Raw genomic sequence first — 19,244 nt, 5'->3', positions numbered from 1 at the left:
GCCCCAATTCCCAGAACCAATGCTTCCGGGGCACATATGAATATAGCAATGGACGACCGAGGAGAGGTGCGTACGCAGTGCTTCCTAACGATAATGATCTACGCCATAAGCTATCAACCATAGCCAGCCGGTTACCCTGGTATGAGCAGCTGCTTCGACCCCTGCATCCTGGCGGCACACCGGCTAGTCTATCTCTTGCCGATCTGCCTCTAATGAATCGCTCTGCCCTTGAGCAGTTCTACTATACTGATGTGCCTCCCGCGGACAACGGCTTGTCGGTCTACCGCACTTCCGGCACGAGCACCGGCAAGCGCAAGGCGATCTACTACTCAGCGGAGGATGACGAGCACTACATCACGGTGAAAATCGCCCTCTTCCGACAATGGCTCCTGGCCAGCGGCGGACCGCCTGTAAGCCGTGTCATGTCGGATATGGGGACGGGACATGCGGCTAGTACGGCTGTGGTGATTTTCGAAAAGCTGGGGCTGGAGGTAGAATCTCTCTCGTTCGAGCTGCCGATTAAGGAGCATGTGCGGAGATTGGAAGCGTACCGGCCGCAGCTGCTGTATACGATGCCCTCTATTCTGGATGCCATTATTCGGGAGTGTACGGAACCTAAGGCGCTTGGCATCCTCAAGGTCATTCTCGTTGGCGAGCTCGCCACGCCCGAATGGCAGGCGCAGAAGGCGGCTCAGCTGGGCATTGAGAAGGCTGACATACTGGACACGCTGGGCTCCATTGAGATCGGCACGATTGCGGCATACTCGCATGTTCACGGACGCTACCTGCTCGTGGACGGCTTATATGCGGAAGGACTGAAGGCGGAGGAGCTTGGCGAAGGCTTCGAGCTGCTGGAGGAGGATGAACGTGTGCTGGTGCTGACTTCATGGGTGAGAGATTGGTTCCCCGCGCTGCGGTATGTAACCTATGATGTGGTCCGAGGTCTGGAGACGATCATGGTGGACGGCAAGCCGCGCCAGAGCTTCCGATGTGTATCCAAGCGAATCGGTCCGGAGCTGAAGCATGGGGAGAAGATTAGTCTGTACGATATCGAGGAGGCTGTCTATCCGTTCGCTTCGGATGCGGAGGTGCGGGTGAAGCTGCAGGACAACGTCCTAACGATCTATATAAGAAGTAAGCTGCTGGAGGAAGGCAGGCTACCCGAGGTGAAGCAAGCGGTAGAGGAACGAATTCCGGATATCGGGCAGATGATTCGCGGCGGCATGCTGAGCGGCATGAATGTGCTGCTAGTGAATGAGGACAGTTCAGTGTTCGAGCGTCGTTCGGTGAAGGGCAAGCGGGTGTACTATGACTAACAGGCCGTGTGGGGCAAGCTTGCTCGGAATAATCGGGAATACGCCGCTTGTCCGGCTTCGGAGGCTGTTCGCCAATGATCGGGGAATTCAGGTCTATGCGAAGCTCGAGCTGATGAACCCGGGCGGTAGTGCGAAGGATCGTCCGGCGAAGCGAATGATTGAGCAGGCGCTTGCAAGTGGGATGATCGGCCCCGGCTCTGTCGTAGTGGAGTCCAGCTCGGGCAATATGGCGATCTCTCTCGCCTCTATCTGTTCCTCACTTGGTATGCGCTTCATCTGTGTCATTGATCCTCGCACGACGAGTCAGAACGTGAAGATCATGCAAGCCTACGGCGCTGAGATCGTGCTGGTGGAGGAGCCCGACCCATTGAGTGGGGAATTCCTTCAGGCGCGGCTGAGTAAGGTGCAGGAGCTGCTCGCAGAGATTCCCGGCAGCTACTGGCCGAATCAGTACGGCAATGCGAACAATTATATGGCGCATGCAGAGACGACGATGCGGGAGATTGTGGAGGCGCTTGGCGGCCGGGTCGATTATGTCGTCGGCGGTGTAAGCACCTGCGGCACGATGTACGGCTGCGCGCAATATGTGAAGGAGCATGGCCTTACGACGAAGATCGTGGCGGTCGATGCGGTGGGCAGTGTTATTATGGAGGGCGGCTTGAAGGGGCGGCGGCGGCTTTTTCCCGGACTGGGGGCGGGTCTGGTTCCTCCCTTCGGTCAGACGAGATTCATGGACTATGCGGTGCATGTGCCTGACTACGATATGGTGCTGGGCTGCCGCGAGCTGGTGCGCTTGGAGTCTATCCTGGCTGGACCTTCGACAGGGGCAGTCGTAGCGGCGCTCGGGAAGCTGTGGGAGCAGATTCCAGACGGGTCGAGCTGCGTGCTGCTCGCGCATGATCGCGGAGAGCGGTATCTGGATACGGTGTACAGTGAGGTGTGGGTGGAGGAGATGTTCGTAGGCGGGGGTAGTGAGGGTGGCGAAGGCAGTGAGGGCAGTGAAGGCAGTGAGTAGATTAGGGTAAAAGAATGAGGGCGAGCATACGGGTGATGGTGCTACTGGGTTAGTGCAGGTGGGACAGTATGGGGATGGCGCTATGCGCTGGGTGATGGACGACTGTACGGGGATGGCGCTATGCGCTGGATGATAGGTGACTGTATGAGGATGGCGTTATGCGCTGGGTGATAGGTGACTGTATGAGGATGGCGTTATGCGCTCGGTAATGGACGACTGTATGGGGATGGCGCTATGCGCTAGTGAAGGTGAAGGTGGGACTGCACTTGTTGTACTTAACCGATGAGGATATTCGGAACATAGGGATGGACTGGGGGCAGCTGGTTGATGTCATTGAACAGACCGTTCGAACAATGGACAGAGGTGACTATCATCAACCGCTCAAGCCATACCTGCGCTATGGCGAGCCTAGGAACCGTATCATTGCTATGCCAGCCTATATTGGTGGGAGCGATGCGGCGGCTGGGCTGAAGTGGATTGCCAGCTTCCCTGGGAATCTGGAGATTGGCCTGCCTAGAGCGCATAGTGTAACGGTGCTGAATAACCCGGCTACAGGGAAGCCGGAGGCCATCCTGAACGCAACTCTGCCGAGCGCCATACGAACAGCGGCTGTAAGCGGGCTGATGCTGAGGCATTACTTGAAGGCGCGCGGGGGAGCTTCACCGCTTCGCCTTGGTATTATCGGCTACGGCCCGGTTGGCCGGCTGCATCATGAGATGTGCCAGCAGTTGTATGGCGACCAGATGGAGCAGATTAGTCTGTATGATGTTCGCGGGGTGGAGCTAGATAAGCACACTGCCTCCTTAAGCGGCACTCCTGCCATTATGGCTGGGAGCTGGCAGCAAGTGTATGCGTCGAGCAATGTAGTTATCACCTGCACCGTCTCGAGCGAACGCTACATCAACAGACCTCCCGCAGCAGGCAGCATGCTCCTCCATGTATCGCTGCGCGATTATGAGGTTGCAGCGCTAGATGGCTTGCGAGCTATCGTCGTCGATGACTGGACCGAGGTGTGCCGTGAGGGCACGGACATCGAGCAGCTCCATCTCCAGCGCGGACTCGTTCAATCGGACACTCGGTCTCTGGCCGATGTCGTGTGCCGCGAAGCACTGGCCGCTTGGGATGAGAGCGACCCTGTGCTCTTCTGCCCGATGGGCATGGCGTCCTTCGACATCGCCATCGCCCGCTTTTATACCGGGGCCGCTCGCCAGCAGGGCATCGGCCTGAACTTATAGTTGAGCCGGCCCATTAGGCCGGTCAGACCAAGGACAGTAGAGGCGGAAATTCCCGCCTCTATGTCACTTTCTTAATCCCTAACTAGCCTCGCTCAACTCTTCACCACCACATTGTGATGCTATAGCTCCGGGCTGGCGGCTCCGGACGGCTGCAGCATCACATTGTGATGCTATAGTCCAAAACCAACCTACTCAGATCGCTGCAGCATCACATTGTGATGCTATAGCGCAAAACTAACCTCTCCAGATCGCTGCAGCATCACATTGTGATGCTATAGCCCAAAACTAACCTCTCCAGATCGCTGCAGCATCACATTGTGATGCTATAGCCCAAAACTAATCTCCCCAGAACGCTGCAGCATCACATTGTGATGCTATAGACCAAAACTAACCTCTCCAGATCGCCGCAGCATCACATTCTGGCGCTATTGCACTCGGCGAGCCTCTCCACGTGCCTGCAACGCCAGATTCTGGCGCTATTGCACCCGGCGAGCCTCTCCACGTGCCTGCAGCGCCAGATTCTGGCGCTATTGCACCTGGCGGGCCACTTCGCGTGCCTGCAGCGCCAGATTCTGGCGCTATTGCGCCTGGCGGGCCGCTCCGCGCGCCTGCAGCGCCAGATTCTGGCGCTATTGCGCCCGGGGGGCCGCTCCGCGTGCCTGCAGCGCCAGATTCTGGCGCTATTGCGCCCGGCGAGCCGCTCCGCGCGCCTGCAGCGCCAGATTCTGGCGCTATTGCGCCCGGCGGGCCGCTCCGCGTGCCTGCAGCGCCAGATTCTGGCGCTATTGCGCTCGGCGAGCCGCTCCGCGCGCCTGCAGCGCCAGATTCTGGCGCTATTGCGCTCGGCGAGCCGCTCCGCTTGCCTGCAGCGCCAGATTCTGGCGCTATTGCGCTCGGCGAGCCGTTCCGGTCCAAGCCATAGGAAGATTACCCTTCTGCATCCGACACCACCCTCCCCCCCTCCAACGCTATCCTAGCTCCAGCCCCAAAAGAATCCGTCCCGCTCCCAAGCGGCGCGGCCTCCGTGAAGCTTGCGGAAGATCTTCTTGACCTCCTTGCCAATCGATTCGTTGCCATTCTCGTTCACATAGAGGAACGTTTCCCCGAAGTGCTCCCGTATATAGGCCACTGCATCCGTCTGATACAGAATGCCGTCATTCCTGATCTTGTCTACCATCCACTCCGCCACTTCGTTCGCACTAACACCCATTCCTCTGTCCACTTCCCAACTATTGAATTGTGACCACTAATTGCTACTCTCTGTCTTACCATGATCCTTACATAATGTCCAATTGGCTAATTACGGATAAGGTTGAATATTCCCTACCTAGCCGTTAAGCTTAGTCTATCTCTAATCCCATTATGAAGAGGGAGCGTGACCACATAGATGAACACTCATACAACTACTGCCCCTACCCCGGTGAAAACAACCCTTCGCTCCGTCTGTCCCTTCGACTGCCCAGATACTTGCAGCCTGCATGTCGATCTGGAGGATGGACGAGTCGTCCGCATCGACGGCAATCCCGAGCATCCTGTCACGAAGGGGGCCATCTGCAACAAGGTGCGCAACCTCCCAGACCGCATCTATCATAAGGACCGTCTTCTCTACCCGATGCGAAGAATACGTCCCAAGGGTTCAGATTCACCCGATAATCCCTTTGCCTCGTTCGAGCGAATCTCGTGGGAGGAAGCGTACGAGGAGATTACCCACCGCTTGCACAGCACCACCCAGTCGCATGGTGCACAAGCAATTCTCCCCTATTCCTTCTACGGCAACATGGGCATACTGAACGCCGAGGGAATGGATCGCCGATTCTGGCATCGTCTCGGCGCAACCAAGCTTGATCGTGCTATCTGCAATGCAGCTGGCGCAGCGGGCTACACCTACACGATGGGTGCCGGCGCCGGTATCGATCCCGAGGACACCATTCACTCCAAGCTCATTATTGCCTGGGGCTGCAATCTCATCTCCACGAACATGCACCAGGTGATGTACGCGAATGAAGCTCGCAAGCGCGGGGCGAAGATTATCCATATCGATGTCCACCGCAACCGGACCTCGACCTGGGCCGATCAATTCATCGCGGTACGGCCAGGCACGGATGGCGCGCTTGCGCTTGGGCTGATGCATGTATTAATGAAGGAAGACCTCATTCATCATGAATTCGTTGCCCAGTACACCCAAGGCTACGAGGAGCTCCTCGCCGAGGCCGAGCAGTACAACCCCGAGCGGGTGTCTGACATTACGGGTGTACCTGCAGCTGACATTATCGAGCTAGCCCGCCTCTACGGCTCTACCACGCCTTCTTATATTCGCATTGGCAACGGCTTGCAGCACCATGATAATGGCGGCATGACCATTCGCGCGATTGCTTGCTTGCCTGCTCTCACCGGTCAGTGGGGCGTTCGCGGCGGCGGCGCGATGAAGGGCAACGGCTGGTACAGCAGCTTGAATACGCTGAAGCTCGAACGGCCGGACCTGCTGCCTGATCCAGATGTTCGTACTGTGAATATGAATCAACTGGGTGATGCCTTGCTGGACGAGCAGTCACCGGTGAAGCTGATATTCGTCTACAACAGCAATCCGGCCATTGTGGCTCCGGATCAGAACAAGGTTCGCGAAGGGTTTATGAGGGACGACTTGTATACAGTTGTTCATGACCTTTTCCTAACCGATACATGCCGCTATGCCGATCTTGTCCTGCCTGCCACGAGCCATCTGGAGAATATGGACCTGTTCAGCTCGTATTGGCATCTCTATATGCAGCTGCATGTGCCGGTGCTTGAGCCGATGGGCGAGTGCAAGTCCAACTTCACCTTGTTCAAGGAGCTGGGGCTGCGGATGGGCTTCGAGCCAGAGGTGTTCGGCATTACGGAGGAGCAGATGATTCGCGAGGGGCTGGACACGGACAATCCTTATCTGGAGGGTGTCACGTTCGAGCGGCTGCTGGAGGAGGGCTGGGTGAAGCTGAAGGTGGACGGCTCGGCGTTCCCGTATCATATTCCGACCCCGTCAGGCAAGATTGAGCTTCATTCCCCTGCGATGCAGGAGGCTGGTCTGTCACCGGTGCCGGAGTACGTGCCGATCCAGGACGAGGAAGCAGAGGCGGGCTTATCCGTCATCGGCGGCCTGCCCTTCACCCTCATCACAGGACCGAATCACAGCTTCATCAACTCCACCTTCGGCAACATTGACCGGCTCAAAAAAATCGAGAAACAACCCCTCCTCGACATGCACACCGTCGATGCGGCAGCCCTCGGTCTCGAGACCGGCGACCGCGTCCGCGTCTACAATGCGCGCGGCGAGGTGGAGATGGCGGTCCGCGCCGCGGATCATGTCCTCCCTGGCGTGCTCGTCAGCCAGGGACTGTGGTGGGAGAATGGCAATGACGGAATGCAATCCGTCAATGCGCTCACCTCTCAGAAGCTGTCCGACATGGGCGGCGGCGCCACCTTCTTCTCCGCGCGCGTTGCGCTTCGCAAGGTAGAGGGTTAGCGGGGTTAATTAATCTGTTAGGGCCTGTCCATGGATGTGGACAGGCCCTCTTGTTGTATGGCTGAATCGTCCGTTAACACGGATTATCTGTGTTAAGCCTGCTTACATAGGAGTAACCGACGGAGTTAACGAGGATAATCCGTGTTAAGTACCGACAAACCGACTTGTTCGGGCATCTGGGACGGCGTTAACATGGAGATTCCGTGTTAACTCAGCCCAGAGTTGGGAGTCTGGAGAGTTAACGAGCATGATCCGCGTTAAGTGTAGGAGTGTGTCTGAGCCAACGCAGCTCACCTGATAACAACAAGCAAGCTGGCCCCCAGATGGAGACCAGCTTGTTTGGTTTTCTCTAATCGGATTAGTTCAGCACCTTGATCTTAACCACCTTAACTACCGTCTCGAACGTAATCGTGACGTAAGCCACACCAGGAGATACCGCCGTTACTCTGCCATCTGCATCAACTGCTGCTACAGCCGAATTCGAAGAAGTATACGTAGCTCCATCTGTTACATCCTCCCAGCTATCATCGCTGTAGTCCGCATAGACGAGCAGGTCGCGAGACTCGCCTTCAGACAGCTTCCACTTGTTGCCGAGTGTGTACAGCTTCTCGACATATCCGCCGGCAGGAGCAACATTCACGGTCAACACAGCGGCAGCTCCCTCGAAGACGGCTTGAATGGTTGCCGAGCCTGTTGCAATCCCGGTCACTCCGTCACCTGAAGCCGTTAAGGCAGCCACAGCTGGCTTCGATGAGCGAAGCTCTGCTTCTGCTGTCACTTCTCTCTCCGACCCGTCGCTGTATTCCGCATATAGCTTGAAGGACTTCGTCACCCCAACCGGCACAGACAGCTCACCAGGTACAAAATACAACAGTTCCACCGCAGAAGTTGCATTCGTCACCGTAACCTGTACCTCTGCCTCCTTGCCGCCATAGGAAGCGGTAATAACCGCTGTTCCGGCAGCCACACCCTTCACCAATCCAGCTGCCGTCACCGCTGCGATCGCAGGATCGGATGAGACGTACGTGCTGTCCGCCGTTACAGCCTTCGACTGGCCACCCTCGTAATTAGCCGTAATCGCAAGGGCTTGCTCACCTCCAACAGACAAGCTGACAACGGATGGCGCAGCCGTTACGGATTCGAGCACGGGCTCCGGCTCCCCTTCAGACAGCTTGTAGATCGACGCAGCTGTACTGAACCACCAAGCGCCATCCAGCCACTTGGCCGCGCCAGCTGGTACTTCCACCTCTGTACGTGTGCCAGTTACACTGTCCGCTCTACTCAAGTAATACCGGGTGGTACCTGCCTCGTCAGTAAGACTGTACACGACCTCGCCTTCTGGAGATAGGGCTTGTACCTTATAGCCCGATACGCCGCTGCCGATCTTCGTCTCCGCACCCTCAGCAGAACGAAGCCACAGCGTCGCTTGTCCCTCCTCATCTATCTTCGGATAAGCCATCCAGCTGCCTTCATAGGCAAGATTGAGGTTTTTCAGAGTGTTACGGTACCGCTCGACGATGTCTTCGTAAGGCCCTGCCAATGCGGTTGCTCCTTGACCGTCGGTGTACAGCTTGACCGCTGGACTAGGGCTGTTGTAGCTGGTGTACAGCACCGAGCTGCCATCGACAGACTCCACGTTAGAGAGATCCTGATCGTACAGGTCCGATTGGTCAGGGGACGGTGTCAGCTCCGTATTCTGCCCGTCACGGTAACGGAACAGCTGACTGGCATAAGAGAACACGACTGTCCCGTTGTCCAGCACTTCATAGTCGCCAAGCGGCCAATAGCGGTTGCGAGGATTGACAATAGACTGAACCTCTCCGTTATCACGCAAGCGCAGCCCGTTCGTCCCGTATCCATCCATAGACCCGTTCGTACCGGAGCTGTCATAGTACACGAGATAGGGTCCATTCACCTTCCAGCTGTAAGCCTTAAGCGTCTCAAGTGTCCCATTGCGATACTCTTGCGAAGAATCGGTCACCCCCGGTAGGTGAAAAATAGCCCCTTCTGTTGTGAGAGCCGCCTTGTCCGGCTTCACAGTGATGTTGGCAGCAATCTCCGTAGCTGCACCCCCGCTCAGCGGCTCGATGAGCACCTTCTGTGTCTGAGCGTCGTAGATTACCGCCTTCTCAGTATTAAAGTCAAGAATCTCACCGCCCGTCTGATAGACTTCGGTAAGCGGGGCTGCAGGCACTGCACCTGCTTCGGCTTGTATGCTTGTCATTGCCGGCAACATCAAGCTCGCGGTTAGAGCGAGAGACAACCAGGTCTTACCACTGCGCCATAAGGCCATGAACCATTCTCCTCCTGTGCGACAGAACGCCGCATACTTGAGTTAATTAAGCACCTTGATCTTAACCATCTTCACTACACTTCCGAATATAATCATGACGTGAGCTGTGCCAGGAGACACCGCCGTTACTCTACCATCTGCATTAACCGTAGCTACGGCCGAATTAGAGGAAGTATACGTCGCTGTGTCCGTTACATTCTCCCAGCTTCCATCGCTGTAGTCCGCGTAGACGAGCATGTCGCGAGCCTCGCCTTCAGACATCTTCCACTTGTCTCCCAGCGTGTACAGCTCCTCGACATATCCACTGGGAGGAGCGACATTCACCGTAAGCACAGCGGCTGCTCCCTCGAAGGCGGCTTGGATGGTTGCCGAGCCTGTCGCAATCCCGGTCACACCGTCACCTGAAGCTGTTAAGGCAGCCACAGCAGGCTTCGATGAGCTAAGCTCTGCTTCGGCTGTCACTTCTCTCTCCGTCCCGTCGCTGTATTCCGCATACAGCTTGAAGGTCTTCGTCACCCCAACCGGTACGGACAGATCACCCGGTCCAAAATACAGCAGCTCCAGCGTAGCAGGGGCATTCGCCACCGTAACCTGCACCTCGGCCTGCTGGCCTCCGAATGAAGCGGTTATGACTGCCGTTCCTGCAGCGACAGCTGTTATAGATCCGTCAGAAGTCACGGTTGCCACAGAAGGCTTGGACGAGACGAACGTGCTGTCAGCTGTCACGCCTCTCGACAGATCACCCGCATAATTAGCTGTAATCTCAAGCGCTTGCTCATCGCCAACTGTCAGATCTAGTACAGAAGGCGCAGCCGTTAGGGATTCAAGAACGGGCTCCGGCTCCCCTTCGGACAGCTTGTAGATGGCCGAGGCTGTCCCGAACCACCAAGCGCCATCCAGCCACCTGGACGTACCAGACGGAGCTCTCACATCTGTGCGTGTGCCAGTCACGTTATCTACTCTATTAAGTAGGTAATATTGCGTGTTATCCCCCTCCGTAAGACTGTACACGACCTCACCTTCTGGAGATAGGGTCTGCACATTATAGCCCGATACCCAGCTGCCAATCTTCGTCTCTGTCCCATCTGCAGCACGAAGCCACAGCGTATCTTGTCCCTCCTCATCTCTCTTCGGATAAGCCATCCAGCTGCCTTCATAGGCAATGTTTGAATCAAAACCAGCGTATGGAAATGGTCCAGAAATAGCTATTGATCCTTGTCCATCTGTGTGCAGCATAATCGCATTCTCGTCAGGGTCGTCGTAGCTGGTGTACAGAATCTTGCTGCCGTCAACAGACTCGACATTAATGGTACTTGCCTCAACTATAGGAAAATCTGAAGGGTTATTGGTCAGCTTCGTATTCTGCCCATCGCGGTAACGGTATACCTGATGGTCATAAGCGTACACGACCGTCCCGTTATCCAGCACTTCAAAGTCAGCAATCGGATGATTTATGTTCTGGCTGTTAACAATGACCTGAACCTCTCCGTTATAGCGCAAGCGCAGACCATTCGTACCTATAATTACATCACCACCATTTTTGCCGGATCTGTCATAATAGACGAGGTAAGGTCCGTTGACCTTCCACTCCGATGCGATCAGCGTCTCCAGAGTCCCATTGCGATACTCATACAGCCTTTCATTAGCCGGACTCAGCTGATAGATGGCCCCTTCCATGGTCAGGGTCGCCTTCCACGGCTTCACGGTAACATTGGCAGCAATCTCCGTAGCTGCACCGCCGCTCAGCGGCTCGATGAGCACCTTCTGTGTCTGAGCGTCGTAGACTAATGCTCTCTCCCCATCGAAGTCAAGAATCTCATGGCTCGTCTGATAGACTTCGGTAAGCGGGGCTGCAGGCAATGCACCAGGGTCCGCTGCATCCGCCACGGTAACCTGCACCTCGGCCTGCTTGCCACCATAGGAAGCGGTAATGACCGCTGTTCCGGCAGCAATAGCCCTAATAGATCCGTCTGGAGTCACGGTTGCCACAGAAGGATTGGATGAAGCGTACGTGCTGACATCTGTCACGCTTCTCGACAGATCACCCTCATAATTAGCTGTAATCTCAAGCGCTTGCACTCCTCCAACGGTTATATCTACTGCGGAAGGCGCCGCCGTTAGGGATTCAATCACTCGCTCAGGCTCATCTTCAGACAGCTTGTAGATGGCCGAGGCTGTCCCGAACCACCAAGCGCCATCCAGCCACTTGGACGTGCCAGATGGTACTTCTACATCTGTACGTGTGCCAGTCACGCTGTCTGCTCGATTCAGGTAATACCGGGTTGTACCAGCCTCCGTGCGACTGTATACGACCTCGCCTTCTGGAGATAAGGTCTGCAGATAATAGCCCGATACCCCGCTGCCAATCTGTATCTCTGCCCCATCTGCAGAACGAATCCACAGCGTTTCTTGTCCCTCCTGAATGAGCTTCGGATAAGCCATCCAGCTGCCTTCGTAGGCTATTTCAGGTCTATAGTGCCAGTGTTCAAAAAGACCATGTGACCATGGTCCAGCAACAGTTGCCGAGCCTTGTCCATCCGTGTACAGCTTAATCGATTGGTCAGGGTAGTAATCGTAATGGGTGTACAGAATCGTGCTGCCGTCGACAGACTCCACATCCATGGTACTGCTCGAATATGGACTCACATTCTCTGGGGTATTGGTCAGCACCGTATTCTGCCCATCACGATAACGGTATATTTGATGGTCATAAGCGTACACGACCGTCCCGTTATCCAGCACTTCGTAGTCAGTCAGCGGATGACCATACGCGGGGTTAACAATGGATTTAATCTCTCCGTTATAACGTAAGCGTAGGCCGTTCGTATAAGCCGGATAGGATCTGTCATAATAGACGAGGTAAGGTCCATTGACCTTCCAGTCCGATGCATTCAGCGTCTCAAGGCTCCCGTTGCGATACTCATACAGCGTATTAAGCGCAGAGTCACTACTTCCCGGCAGTTGATAGATAGCCCCTTCCATGGTCAAGGTCGCCTTATCCGGCTTCAAGTAAACATTGCGCGCAATCTCCGTAGCTGTACCGCTATACAACGGCTTGATTAGCACCTTCTGTGTCTGAGCGTCGTAGACTAACGCCTTCTCCGTATTGAAGTCAAGAATCTCTCCGCCCGTCTGATAGACTTCGGTAAGCTCTGCTGCAGGTGCTGTATTTGCAGCTGTCTCCGCATGCACATTCGTCATTGCCAGGAGCATTAAGCTCGCGGTTAGAACGAGAGACAACCAGGTCTTACTACTGCGCCATAAGGCCATGAACCATTCTCCTCCGTGCGACGGAACGCCGCAAATGATTAAATCGCTCATAATGTACCACGGGTGGTTAGAGATAGGTATGAGCATAACTGCCTGATTAGATGGAGCTACAGATATAGGTACCCCACCCCCTTAAATCCCTTCTAGTTCCATATCACCAAATACATGTAAAAAGCCTTACTTTTACAAAGCGGTTAGTCTATTCGCTCACAGACGCTTGGTAGATATCCCCTGCATCCATGTGCTATTATACGGGTGTACATTGGACAAGGGGGATACTAGGTGATGAACGGAAACTTGATGAGTAAGTGGAGAAGCAGCCGTAAGGGCACGACTATGATGATGGTCCTTATGCTTGCGGTTATCCTGCTTATTGCAGGCTGCGGCGGCGGAAGCAACAAGGCGAACGACACATCCGGCGGCGGTGGGAATGGCGGCAAGGCAACGGATACGCCTGCGACGCAGACGCCGGCAACCGATGCACCGGCAGCAGACGGCGGTGTAGACACGTCCGGCAACAAGCCAGTCGTGACGATCGAGATGGACAGCGGCAAGATTATTAAGATGGAGCTGTACCCGAAGGTAGCGCCGAACACGGTGAACAACTTCATCTCGCTCGTGAAGAAGGGGTTTTATGACGGCGTTATTTTCCACAGGGTGATTCCTGGGTTCATGATTCAAGGCGGAGACCCGGACGGCACGGGTGCCGGCGGTCCGGACTACAGTATCGCTGGGGAGTTCGGAAGCAATGGCTTCGAGAACAACCTAAAGCATACGATGGGCGTGCTGTCGATGGCTCGTACGAATGACCCGAACTCCGCGGGCTCGCAGTTCTTCATTATGGCCGCGGATGCGCCAAGCCTGGACAATGAATATGCCGCCTTCGGCAAGGTGACGGAAGGCATTGAGGTCGTGGACGAGATCGTGAATCTCGAGCGTGACGCGAGCGACAAGCCTCTTACACCGCCGGTAATGAAGAAGGTCACCGTCGACACGCTAGGCGACGAGTATCCCGAGCCGGAGAAGGTTAAGTAGCCAACCACGTTAAGCAAGGCAAGGCCCCAAGGTCATCCACGACCTTGGGGCCTTTCTCCACTTCACTTACCACCTGTAAAAGTAATACCCTTAATAAAAAATCGATTGAAAAACGCATAAATCATTAAGGCCGGCAAGGTGAACACCATGGAAGCCGCCATAATGTAGTTCCAGTTGCTGATGTACTGGCCCTTGAACGTGTTCAGTCCGAGCGTCAGCGTGAACATCGACTTGTCGGACATGAACATGAGCGGCTTCAGGAACTCATTCCACGCGCCCATGAAGACGAAGATCGTCTGCGCAGCCAGCGCCGGCACGGCCAGCGGCAGCGCGATGCGGAAGAAGACGCCGAAGCGGCTCAGGCCATCCATCTCCGACGCCTCCTCCAGCTCCTTCGGGAAGCTGAGGAAGAACTGCCTCATCATGAAGGTGAAGGTCGCATTGGCGAGCATCGGAAGGGTCAGCGCCGCATACGTGTTCAGCAGATCCAGCTGCTTCATAATGAGATAAGCCGGCACGATGGTGAGCTGTCCCGGAATCATCTGCACGGCCAAGATCAGAATGAACATGACCTTATTGCCCGCGAAGTCAATGCGTGCCAGCGCGTAGCCGGCCATTGAGTTGAACAGAATATTGCCCGCCGTCGACAGGATGGCAATGAGGGCGCTGTTGTACATCCAGCGAAGGAAGAGCGGCTCCTTCACGAAGATATCGTAATAATTCTGGAACGTGAACGTCTTCGGAATGAAGTTAATGCCTCCCGACACAATCTCGCTTAGCGGCTTGAACGAGGAGGACAAGGCCCATAGGAAGGGCGCAACCGTTATGCAGCCGTAGGCGAATAACAGGACGTACAGCAGTGCCTTCCCCCATCTGGATTGCTGGAATACCATGAGATCCTCTCCTCTAGTTCAATTTCTCTTCGGTGAACAGCTTGCGCTGAATGAGCGTAGCGAGCATAATGACGGCAGCCAGCACGACAGCCAGCGCGGAGGCGTAGCCGAAGTCGAGGTTCTTGAACGCGTATTGGTAGATGAGCAGCGCCACCGTCAGGGTCGAGTTGTTCGGTCCGCCGGAGCCTGCTGAGAAGATATAGGACTGGTCGAACAGCTGGAACGTCCCGATGATGCCCATCACCACAGTGAAGAACGTCGCAGGCTTAATCATCGGAAAGCGTAATGCTCAGGAATCTGCGCCAGGCGCCGGCTCCATCCAGCATCGCGGATTCATACAGAGACTCCGGAATATCCTGCAGCGCAGCGAGGAACACGACCATGAAGAACGGCGCCGTCGACCAGATATTCATCATCATGATCGCCTTCATCGCAACAGCAGGATCCCCCAGCCAGTTATACCCGTTCAGACCGACGAGCTCGAGCAGCCGGTTCAGCAGTCCGTTCGTATTGTAGATCCACATGAAGATGAGGGATAGAACTGCGGAAGACGTAACCGTCGGGATGAAAAAAACAATCCGAAACACATTCTTAAACCTCAGCTTCGCATTCAGCAGCACCGCAAGCAGAATGGCGAACGCCGTCTGCAGCGGGACGACGAACAAGGCGAACTCCGCGGTATTCTTCAGCGCGATCCAAGCTCGCTCGTCCACGGCCATCCTCGTGAAGTTATCTGCACCTATCCACTTGTAGCTGACTTCGCCCAGCAGATTGACCTTATGCCCGGATAGATAGAGAGAATAGAAGACCGGCAGGAACAAGAAGGTGCCGAGGACGAGCAAGGTGGGCAGCAGGAAGAGATACCCCGTCACATTGTTCCTCCATCTCCTGCTCCGCACAGCAGCTCCCTTAGTCGTTCGGTTCATGGAGCAACTCCTCCTCTAATGATGTCTGGCAGCGGATGAACGGAAGGAAGGAGAGGGAGAGCATAAGCCGCTCTCCCCTCCCCCTTCCCTTACTTCGCTGCATCAATCTCCTTGTTCGCCGTCGCCTCGGCCTTCTTCATCGCATCCTCGAGCTTCGACTTGCCGAGGAAGGTGTCGACGAACTGGTTGTTGAAGTTGCTCATGACGGTAGGCAGCGTAGAGCCTGCCTGCCATGGGGTCGCATAGGCTCCGCCAGCGACAATGGCGCTGCGCAGCTCATCCTTGTCATAACCAAGCTCTGCGGAGACGGACTTGCGGGTAGGCAGCGCGAACCCCTTGCTCGTCCAGGTCTTCATCCCTTCCTTGCCAGTCAGGTAGGAGATCAGCTCCCAAGCCGCTTCCTTCTTCTTCGACTCCTTGTTCATCACATAAGCAACGGTGAAGGCCATCGTGCCCTTCTTGCCATTAACCGTTGGCAGCTCAGCTGTGCCGTACTCTAAGTCCTTGTAATTGCTCTCCAGGAATGGAATCGCCCAGTTCCCCTCGAACACAATGGACGCCTTGCCTTGGCCGAACATCTCGCCGCCCCAGCCAGCTCCTGCTTCCTTCGGCTCGCCGGAAGACTTGTCTACATTATGCATATCAACGACGAGCTGCAGTCCTTGCAGCGCCTCGGGTGAAGCGAAGGTGGCCTGCCCCTTGTCATCGGACACTTGACCGCCGAATGCCTTCACCATGAACATCTGGCGGGCAAGCTCAGGTGCGACTCCGAAGCCATAGCGAATGGTCTTGCCGCCCTCTTGCTTCGTCAGCTTCTTGGCCGCTGCCTGCAGCTCTTCCCAAGTGGCAGGAGGCGCAGTAATGCCTGCTTCCTCGAAGTGCTTCTTGTTGTAGAACATTGCAAGCGTTGAGAAGTCCTTCGGGAAGCCGTAGCTGACCCCGTCTTGCTTGAACGCGTCCACCATCGGCTGCTCGAAGTCCGCCACGTCGAATTCCGGCGTCACGTAGCTGTCCAGCGGCTCGAGCACGCCCTTCTCGATCAGGCCCGGCGCCTCGAAGGCGTCCAGGTAGAAGACGTCTGGGCCCTCTCCGCCGATCAGCCTCGTCTTGATGACGTCCATGTATTGGTCGGCAATGACCTCGTAATTCACCTTCACGTTCGGATGCTCCGCTTCGAACTCGCTAAGCGTCTGCTTCAGCAGATCCTGCTCCTCGGGCGAGGATCCCCAGCCGGCCAGCGTGACCGTTACCGGATTCTTATCCTTGGCAGGCTCCGTGGTCGCTGCAGGCTCATTCGTCCCTGTATCCGCCGGCTCGTTGCCGTTCGTGCCGGAGTTATTGCCGCTGCAAGCGGACAGCAAGAGGAAGATGGATAGCATAATGGACAGTGCGAGTGTACCTGACTTCTTCTTCATCGTGTTAACCTCCCAGAGTATCTCTTCTATTAATGGTATAAAATACTTCCTCTAATCCCTCACTGCCGCGATGTCTCTTCCAGCTGCCCTGCAATAACGAGCTCATAGCCCGTCGTATTGGCCATGACGGTCACCTTCACAGCGCCGCCATCGCCGCGCGTGAGATGCAGGGTTAGGCTTCCGCTTCCCAGCTGCAGCCGTTGTACCGTTAGCTCGCTCATGGACGGAAGCAGGGCCGGCTTCAGATGCACCTGCTTCGCGATCCCGTCGGTCTGTATAGCGAGCAAGGCTTGCACGAAGGTGAGCGGCGTGCCCGCTGCCCAGGCTTGCGGCGAGCAGGCTACGGGATACGGAACCGGATAGTCCAGATCATCCGGGTAGCCGCAGAACAGCTCGGGCAGACGGCCATATTCGAACTTCGCCGCCGCCTTCATCAGCCCTTGCATGACGGTAACAGCTTCCTGCCCGAAGCCCGCCCCAGCTAATCCGATGACACTGAGCGAATTGTCATGCGGCCATACACTGCCGTCATGATAGCTCATCGGATTATAGCCCGAGACCTCGGTGCTCATCGTGCGGATGCCATAGCCGCTGAACATGTCAGGTGCGACCAGCCGCTTCGCAATCGCTTCGGCCCTCTCCGGAGCTGCAAGGCCCGACATGAGGATATGGCCGGGGTTGGAGGTGACTGATTCCACCTGGCGCTTATCCTTATCCAGCGCAATGGCGTAATACTGCTCCTCCTCCATCCAGAAGGACTGTTCGAAGCGTTCCTTCAACTGGCCGGCATGGTACTCAAGCTGCTGAGCCAGCTCCACTAGACCTAAGCTGCATAGCAGCGGAGCTAGTCTCTTGAAGGCTTGATACACATAGCCCTGCACTTCTACTAGAGCGATGGGAGCCTGAGCATAGTCCCCGCTTCGATGAACGATGGAATCCGCGGAGTCCTTCCACCCTTGATTGGCAATTCCCTTCTCGGACTTCCGGTCGTACTCCACGAAGAAGTCTCCGTCGAGATCTCCATGCTCCTGCACCCAAGCAATCGCACCCTCGAGGGAGGGGAGCAGCTCCTGCAGCAGGGCGAAGTCTCCCGTCCAGTGAACGTACTCGGCCGCTAGCAGCAGGAACAGCGGCGTGGCATCAATTGTCCCGTAGTACGGAGTGAACGGGATCTGATTCGTACGGGCCAGCTCGCCGTACCGAATTTCGTGCATGATTTTGCCAGGCTGCTCATCCCTCCACTCATTCACCTCCCGACCTTGGAAGGCCGCCATCGTTCGGAGTGTTCCCTTGGCAATGGACGGGCTAGCCGAGAGCATCTGCAAGGCGGCAATTAAGCTGTCACGGCCGAATGGCACCGCGAACCAAGGAAGCCCGGCTACCGGGAACCGGCCATAGCCCAGATCCGTGAGCAGCACGCGGAGGTCCCCCAGACCGCGCTCGTACAGCTGATTGAACAGCTGGTCATCACTGTGAACCTCCGTCGACTGCTCCTTCCACTCCGCATAGGACTGGCTCAGCCTCACTCTTGCCTCTGCCGGCTCGTAAGGCACAGGACCGGCTCCATCGATGACAGGGGCTATGAAGTAAGCGATCTCACACGTCTCCTGATGGGCCAGTGTGACCTCGTAATGCTGCTCACCGCTGTCACTCGTCCGGCTCGGCTCCTTACTCCACTGAATCTTCGTCTGCCGCTGGATCCCATCAGCACCCAGGTAAGAGATCGTCCTTGTGCGGCCATCCGTCATATCCCCCGTCTTGCTCCCGAGCTCCCCATGGACGTAGCCGCGCACGACGAACATGTCGGCGAAGTCGGCATCAATATAGACGGAGAAGTCGAAGGAGATCGGCTTCGGAGCGAAGCTGGTCAGCCGGAAGCTCTCATAGAGCCCGCCCTCGTAGATGAATCTTGTTCTCTCCACCTCGATGGACTCGCGCCATAGGACAAGCTGTCCCTCCTCCTCCATATGCGGATTGGTTAAGCGGATGGTCGAGATGTAGTTCTCTTCACCCGAAGAGGATAGCAGCAGGAGCTTGCGGCCGTTCATTCGAATGTCCAGCGTGCTCAGGAACCGGGTATCCGAAGTGTACAGCCCAAGTCCGGTGGAGTCCCCTGCAGGAATATCACCGTCCTTGTCGGTTGTGAGGAAGAGGTTATTCTCCTTAATGACTCGGTAGTTCATGCTGTGTACTCCTTCTTCTCTTGCTGTCATTGACTTCATATTTTCAGGAAAGGTTTCCGAAACGTTTCGGACGATCTGCAAAAAAAATGCGGCAAGCCGTCGGTCAGAGATTTCCAAAACGCTTCGGATCCGTTATAATTGGATTATAGAACATGATGTAAGCATTT

The 19,244-nt window shown here is 55.9% G+C and carries 12 protein-coding genes and 1 pseudogene; 6 read left to right on the top strand and 7 right to left on the bottom strand.

Going from position 1 to position 19,244, the window contains the following annotated elements:
* The first annotated feature begins 77 nt into the window (after nt 1–77).
* From ACFO9Q_RS03510 to ACFO9Q_RS03495, 4 genes are all read left to right on the top strand, one after another.
* Entirely contained in the window at nt 78–1,316 is a 1,239-nt protein-coding gene (locus ACFO9Q_RS03510; RefSeq protein ID WP_379178733.1) for a hypothetical protein, read from the top strand.
* A complete protein-coding gene (sbnA, locus tag ACFO9Q_RS03505; RefSeq protein WP_379178731.1) occupies nt 1,309–2,331 on the top strand; it encodes a 2,3-diaminopropionate biosynthesis protein SbnA in 1,023 nt (340 codons plus the stop codon). The genes ACFO9Q_RS03510 and sbnA overlap by 8 nt, the downstream gene beginning before the upstream one ends.
* A gap of 242 nt (nt 2,332–2,573) precedes the next feature.
* On the top strand, nt 2,574–3,566 hold the full coding sequence (locus ACFO9Q_RS03500) for a 2,3-diaminopropionate biosynthesis protein SbnB (protein WP_379178728.1): 993 nt from the start codon (nt 2,574–2,576) through the stop codon (nt 3,564–3,566).
* Nucleotides 3,567–4,017: 451 nt separating this feature from the next.
* Nucleotides 4,018–4,488, top strand: a complete 471-nt coding sequence (locus ACFO9Q_RS03495) for a hypothetical protein (RefSeq protein WP_379178726.1) — start codon at nt 4,018–4,020, stop codon at nt 4,486–4,488.
* Nucleotides 4,489–4,539: 51 nt separating this feature from the next.
* Here the strand turns inward: ACFO9Q_RS03495 and ACFO9Q_RS03490 are convergent, their stop codons facing one another.
* Nucleotides 4,540–4,776, bottom strand: a complete 237-nt coding sequence (locus ACFO9Q_RS03490; RefSeq protein WP_379178724.1) for a DUF6953 family protein — start codon at nt 4,774–4,776, stop codon at nt 4,540–4,542.
* A 177-nt stretch (nt 4,777–4,953) separates the two neighbouring features.
* Here ACFO9Q_RS03490 and ACFO9Q_RS03485 point away from each other — a divergent pair, with 177 nt between their 5' ends.
* On the top strand, nt 4,954–7,062 hold the full coding sequence (locus ACFO9Q_RS03485) for a molybdopterin-containing oxidoreductase family protein (RefSeq protein WP_379178722.1): 2,109 nt from the start codon (nt 4,954–4,956) through the stop codon (nt 7,060–7,062).
* A gap of 358 nt (nt 7,063–7,420) precedes the next feature.
* On the opposite strand, the gene ACFO9Q_RS03480 is transcribed toward ACFO9Q_RS03485, so the two are convergent.
* Nucleotides 7,421–9,355 carry an Ig-like domain-containing protein gene (locus ACFO9Q_RS03480; RefSeq protein ID WP_379178720.1) on the bottom strand — a complete coding sequence of 645 codons (1,935 nt, stop codon included), beginning with the start codon at nt 9,353–9,355 and terminating at the stop codon, nt 7,421–7,423.
* A 42-nt stretch (nt 9,356–9,397) separates the two neighbouring features.
* Nucleotides 9,398–12,625 carry an Ig-like domain-containing protein gene (locus ACFO9Q_RS03475; protein WP_379178717.1) on the bottom strand — a complete coding sequence of 1,076 codons (3,228 nt, stop codon included), beginning with the start codon at nt 12,623–12,625 and terminating at the stop codon, nt 9,398–9,400.
* Between the two features lie 285 nt (nt 12,626–12,910).
* Between ACFO9Q_RS03475 and ACFO9Q_RS03470 the strand changes: the two genes are divergently transcribed.
* Complete coding sequence (locus ACFO9Q_RS03470; RefSeq protein WP_379178715.1) at nt 12,911–13,660, top strand: peptidylprolyl isomerase; 750 nt, start codon at nt 12,911–12,913, stop codon at nt 13,658–13,660.
* Nucleotides 13,661–13,722: 62 nt separating this feature from the next.
* Here ACFO9Q_RS03470 and ACFO9Q_RS03465 read toward each other — a convergent pair whose 3' ends face one another.
* The 4 genes and pseudogenes from ACFO9Q_RS03465 to ACFO9Q_RS03450 form a co-directional block, all read right to left on the bottom strand.
* Entirely contained in the window at nt 13,723–14,553 is an 831-nt protein-coding gene (locus tag ACFO9Q_RS03465; RefSeq protein WP_379178713.1) for a carbohydrate ABC transporter permease, read from the bottom strand.
* Nucleotides 14,554–14,566: 13 nt separating this feature from the next.
* Nucleotides 14,567–15,479 (bottom strand): annotated as a pseudogene (locus ACFO9Q_RS03460) (carbohydrate ABC transporter permease).
* An 89-nt stretch (nt 15,480–15,568) separates the two neighbouring features.
* The gene (locus ACFO9Q_RS03455) at nt 15,569–16,894 is read right to left on the bottom strand and encodes an ABC transporter substrate-binding protein (RefSeq protein ID WP_379178710.1); all 1,326 of its coding nucleotides are present in this window, start codon (nt 16,892–16,894) and stop codon (nt 15,569–15,571) included.
* 59 nt (nt 16,895–16,953) lie between these two features.
* A complete protein-coding gene (locus ACFO9Q_RS03450) occupies nt 16,954–19,077 on the bottom strand; it encodes a glycogen debranching N-terminal domain-containing protein (RefSeq protein WP_379178708.1) in 2,124 nt (707 codons plus the stop codon).
* Nucleotides 19,078–19,244: the final 167 nt, after the last annotated feature.

It is taken from the genome of Paenibacillus sp. GCM10023252, assembly GCF_042653305.1.
Lineage (GTDB): Bacteria > Bacillota > Bacilli > Paenibacillales > Paenibacillaceae > Pristimantibacillus.
The sequence above is the reverse complement of the archived record's forward strand: the minus strand, read 5'-3'. Positions and strand labels throughout refer to the sequence as shown.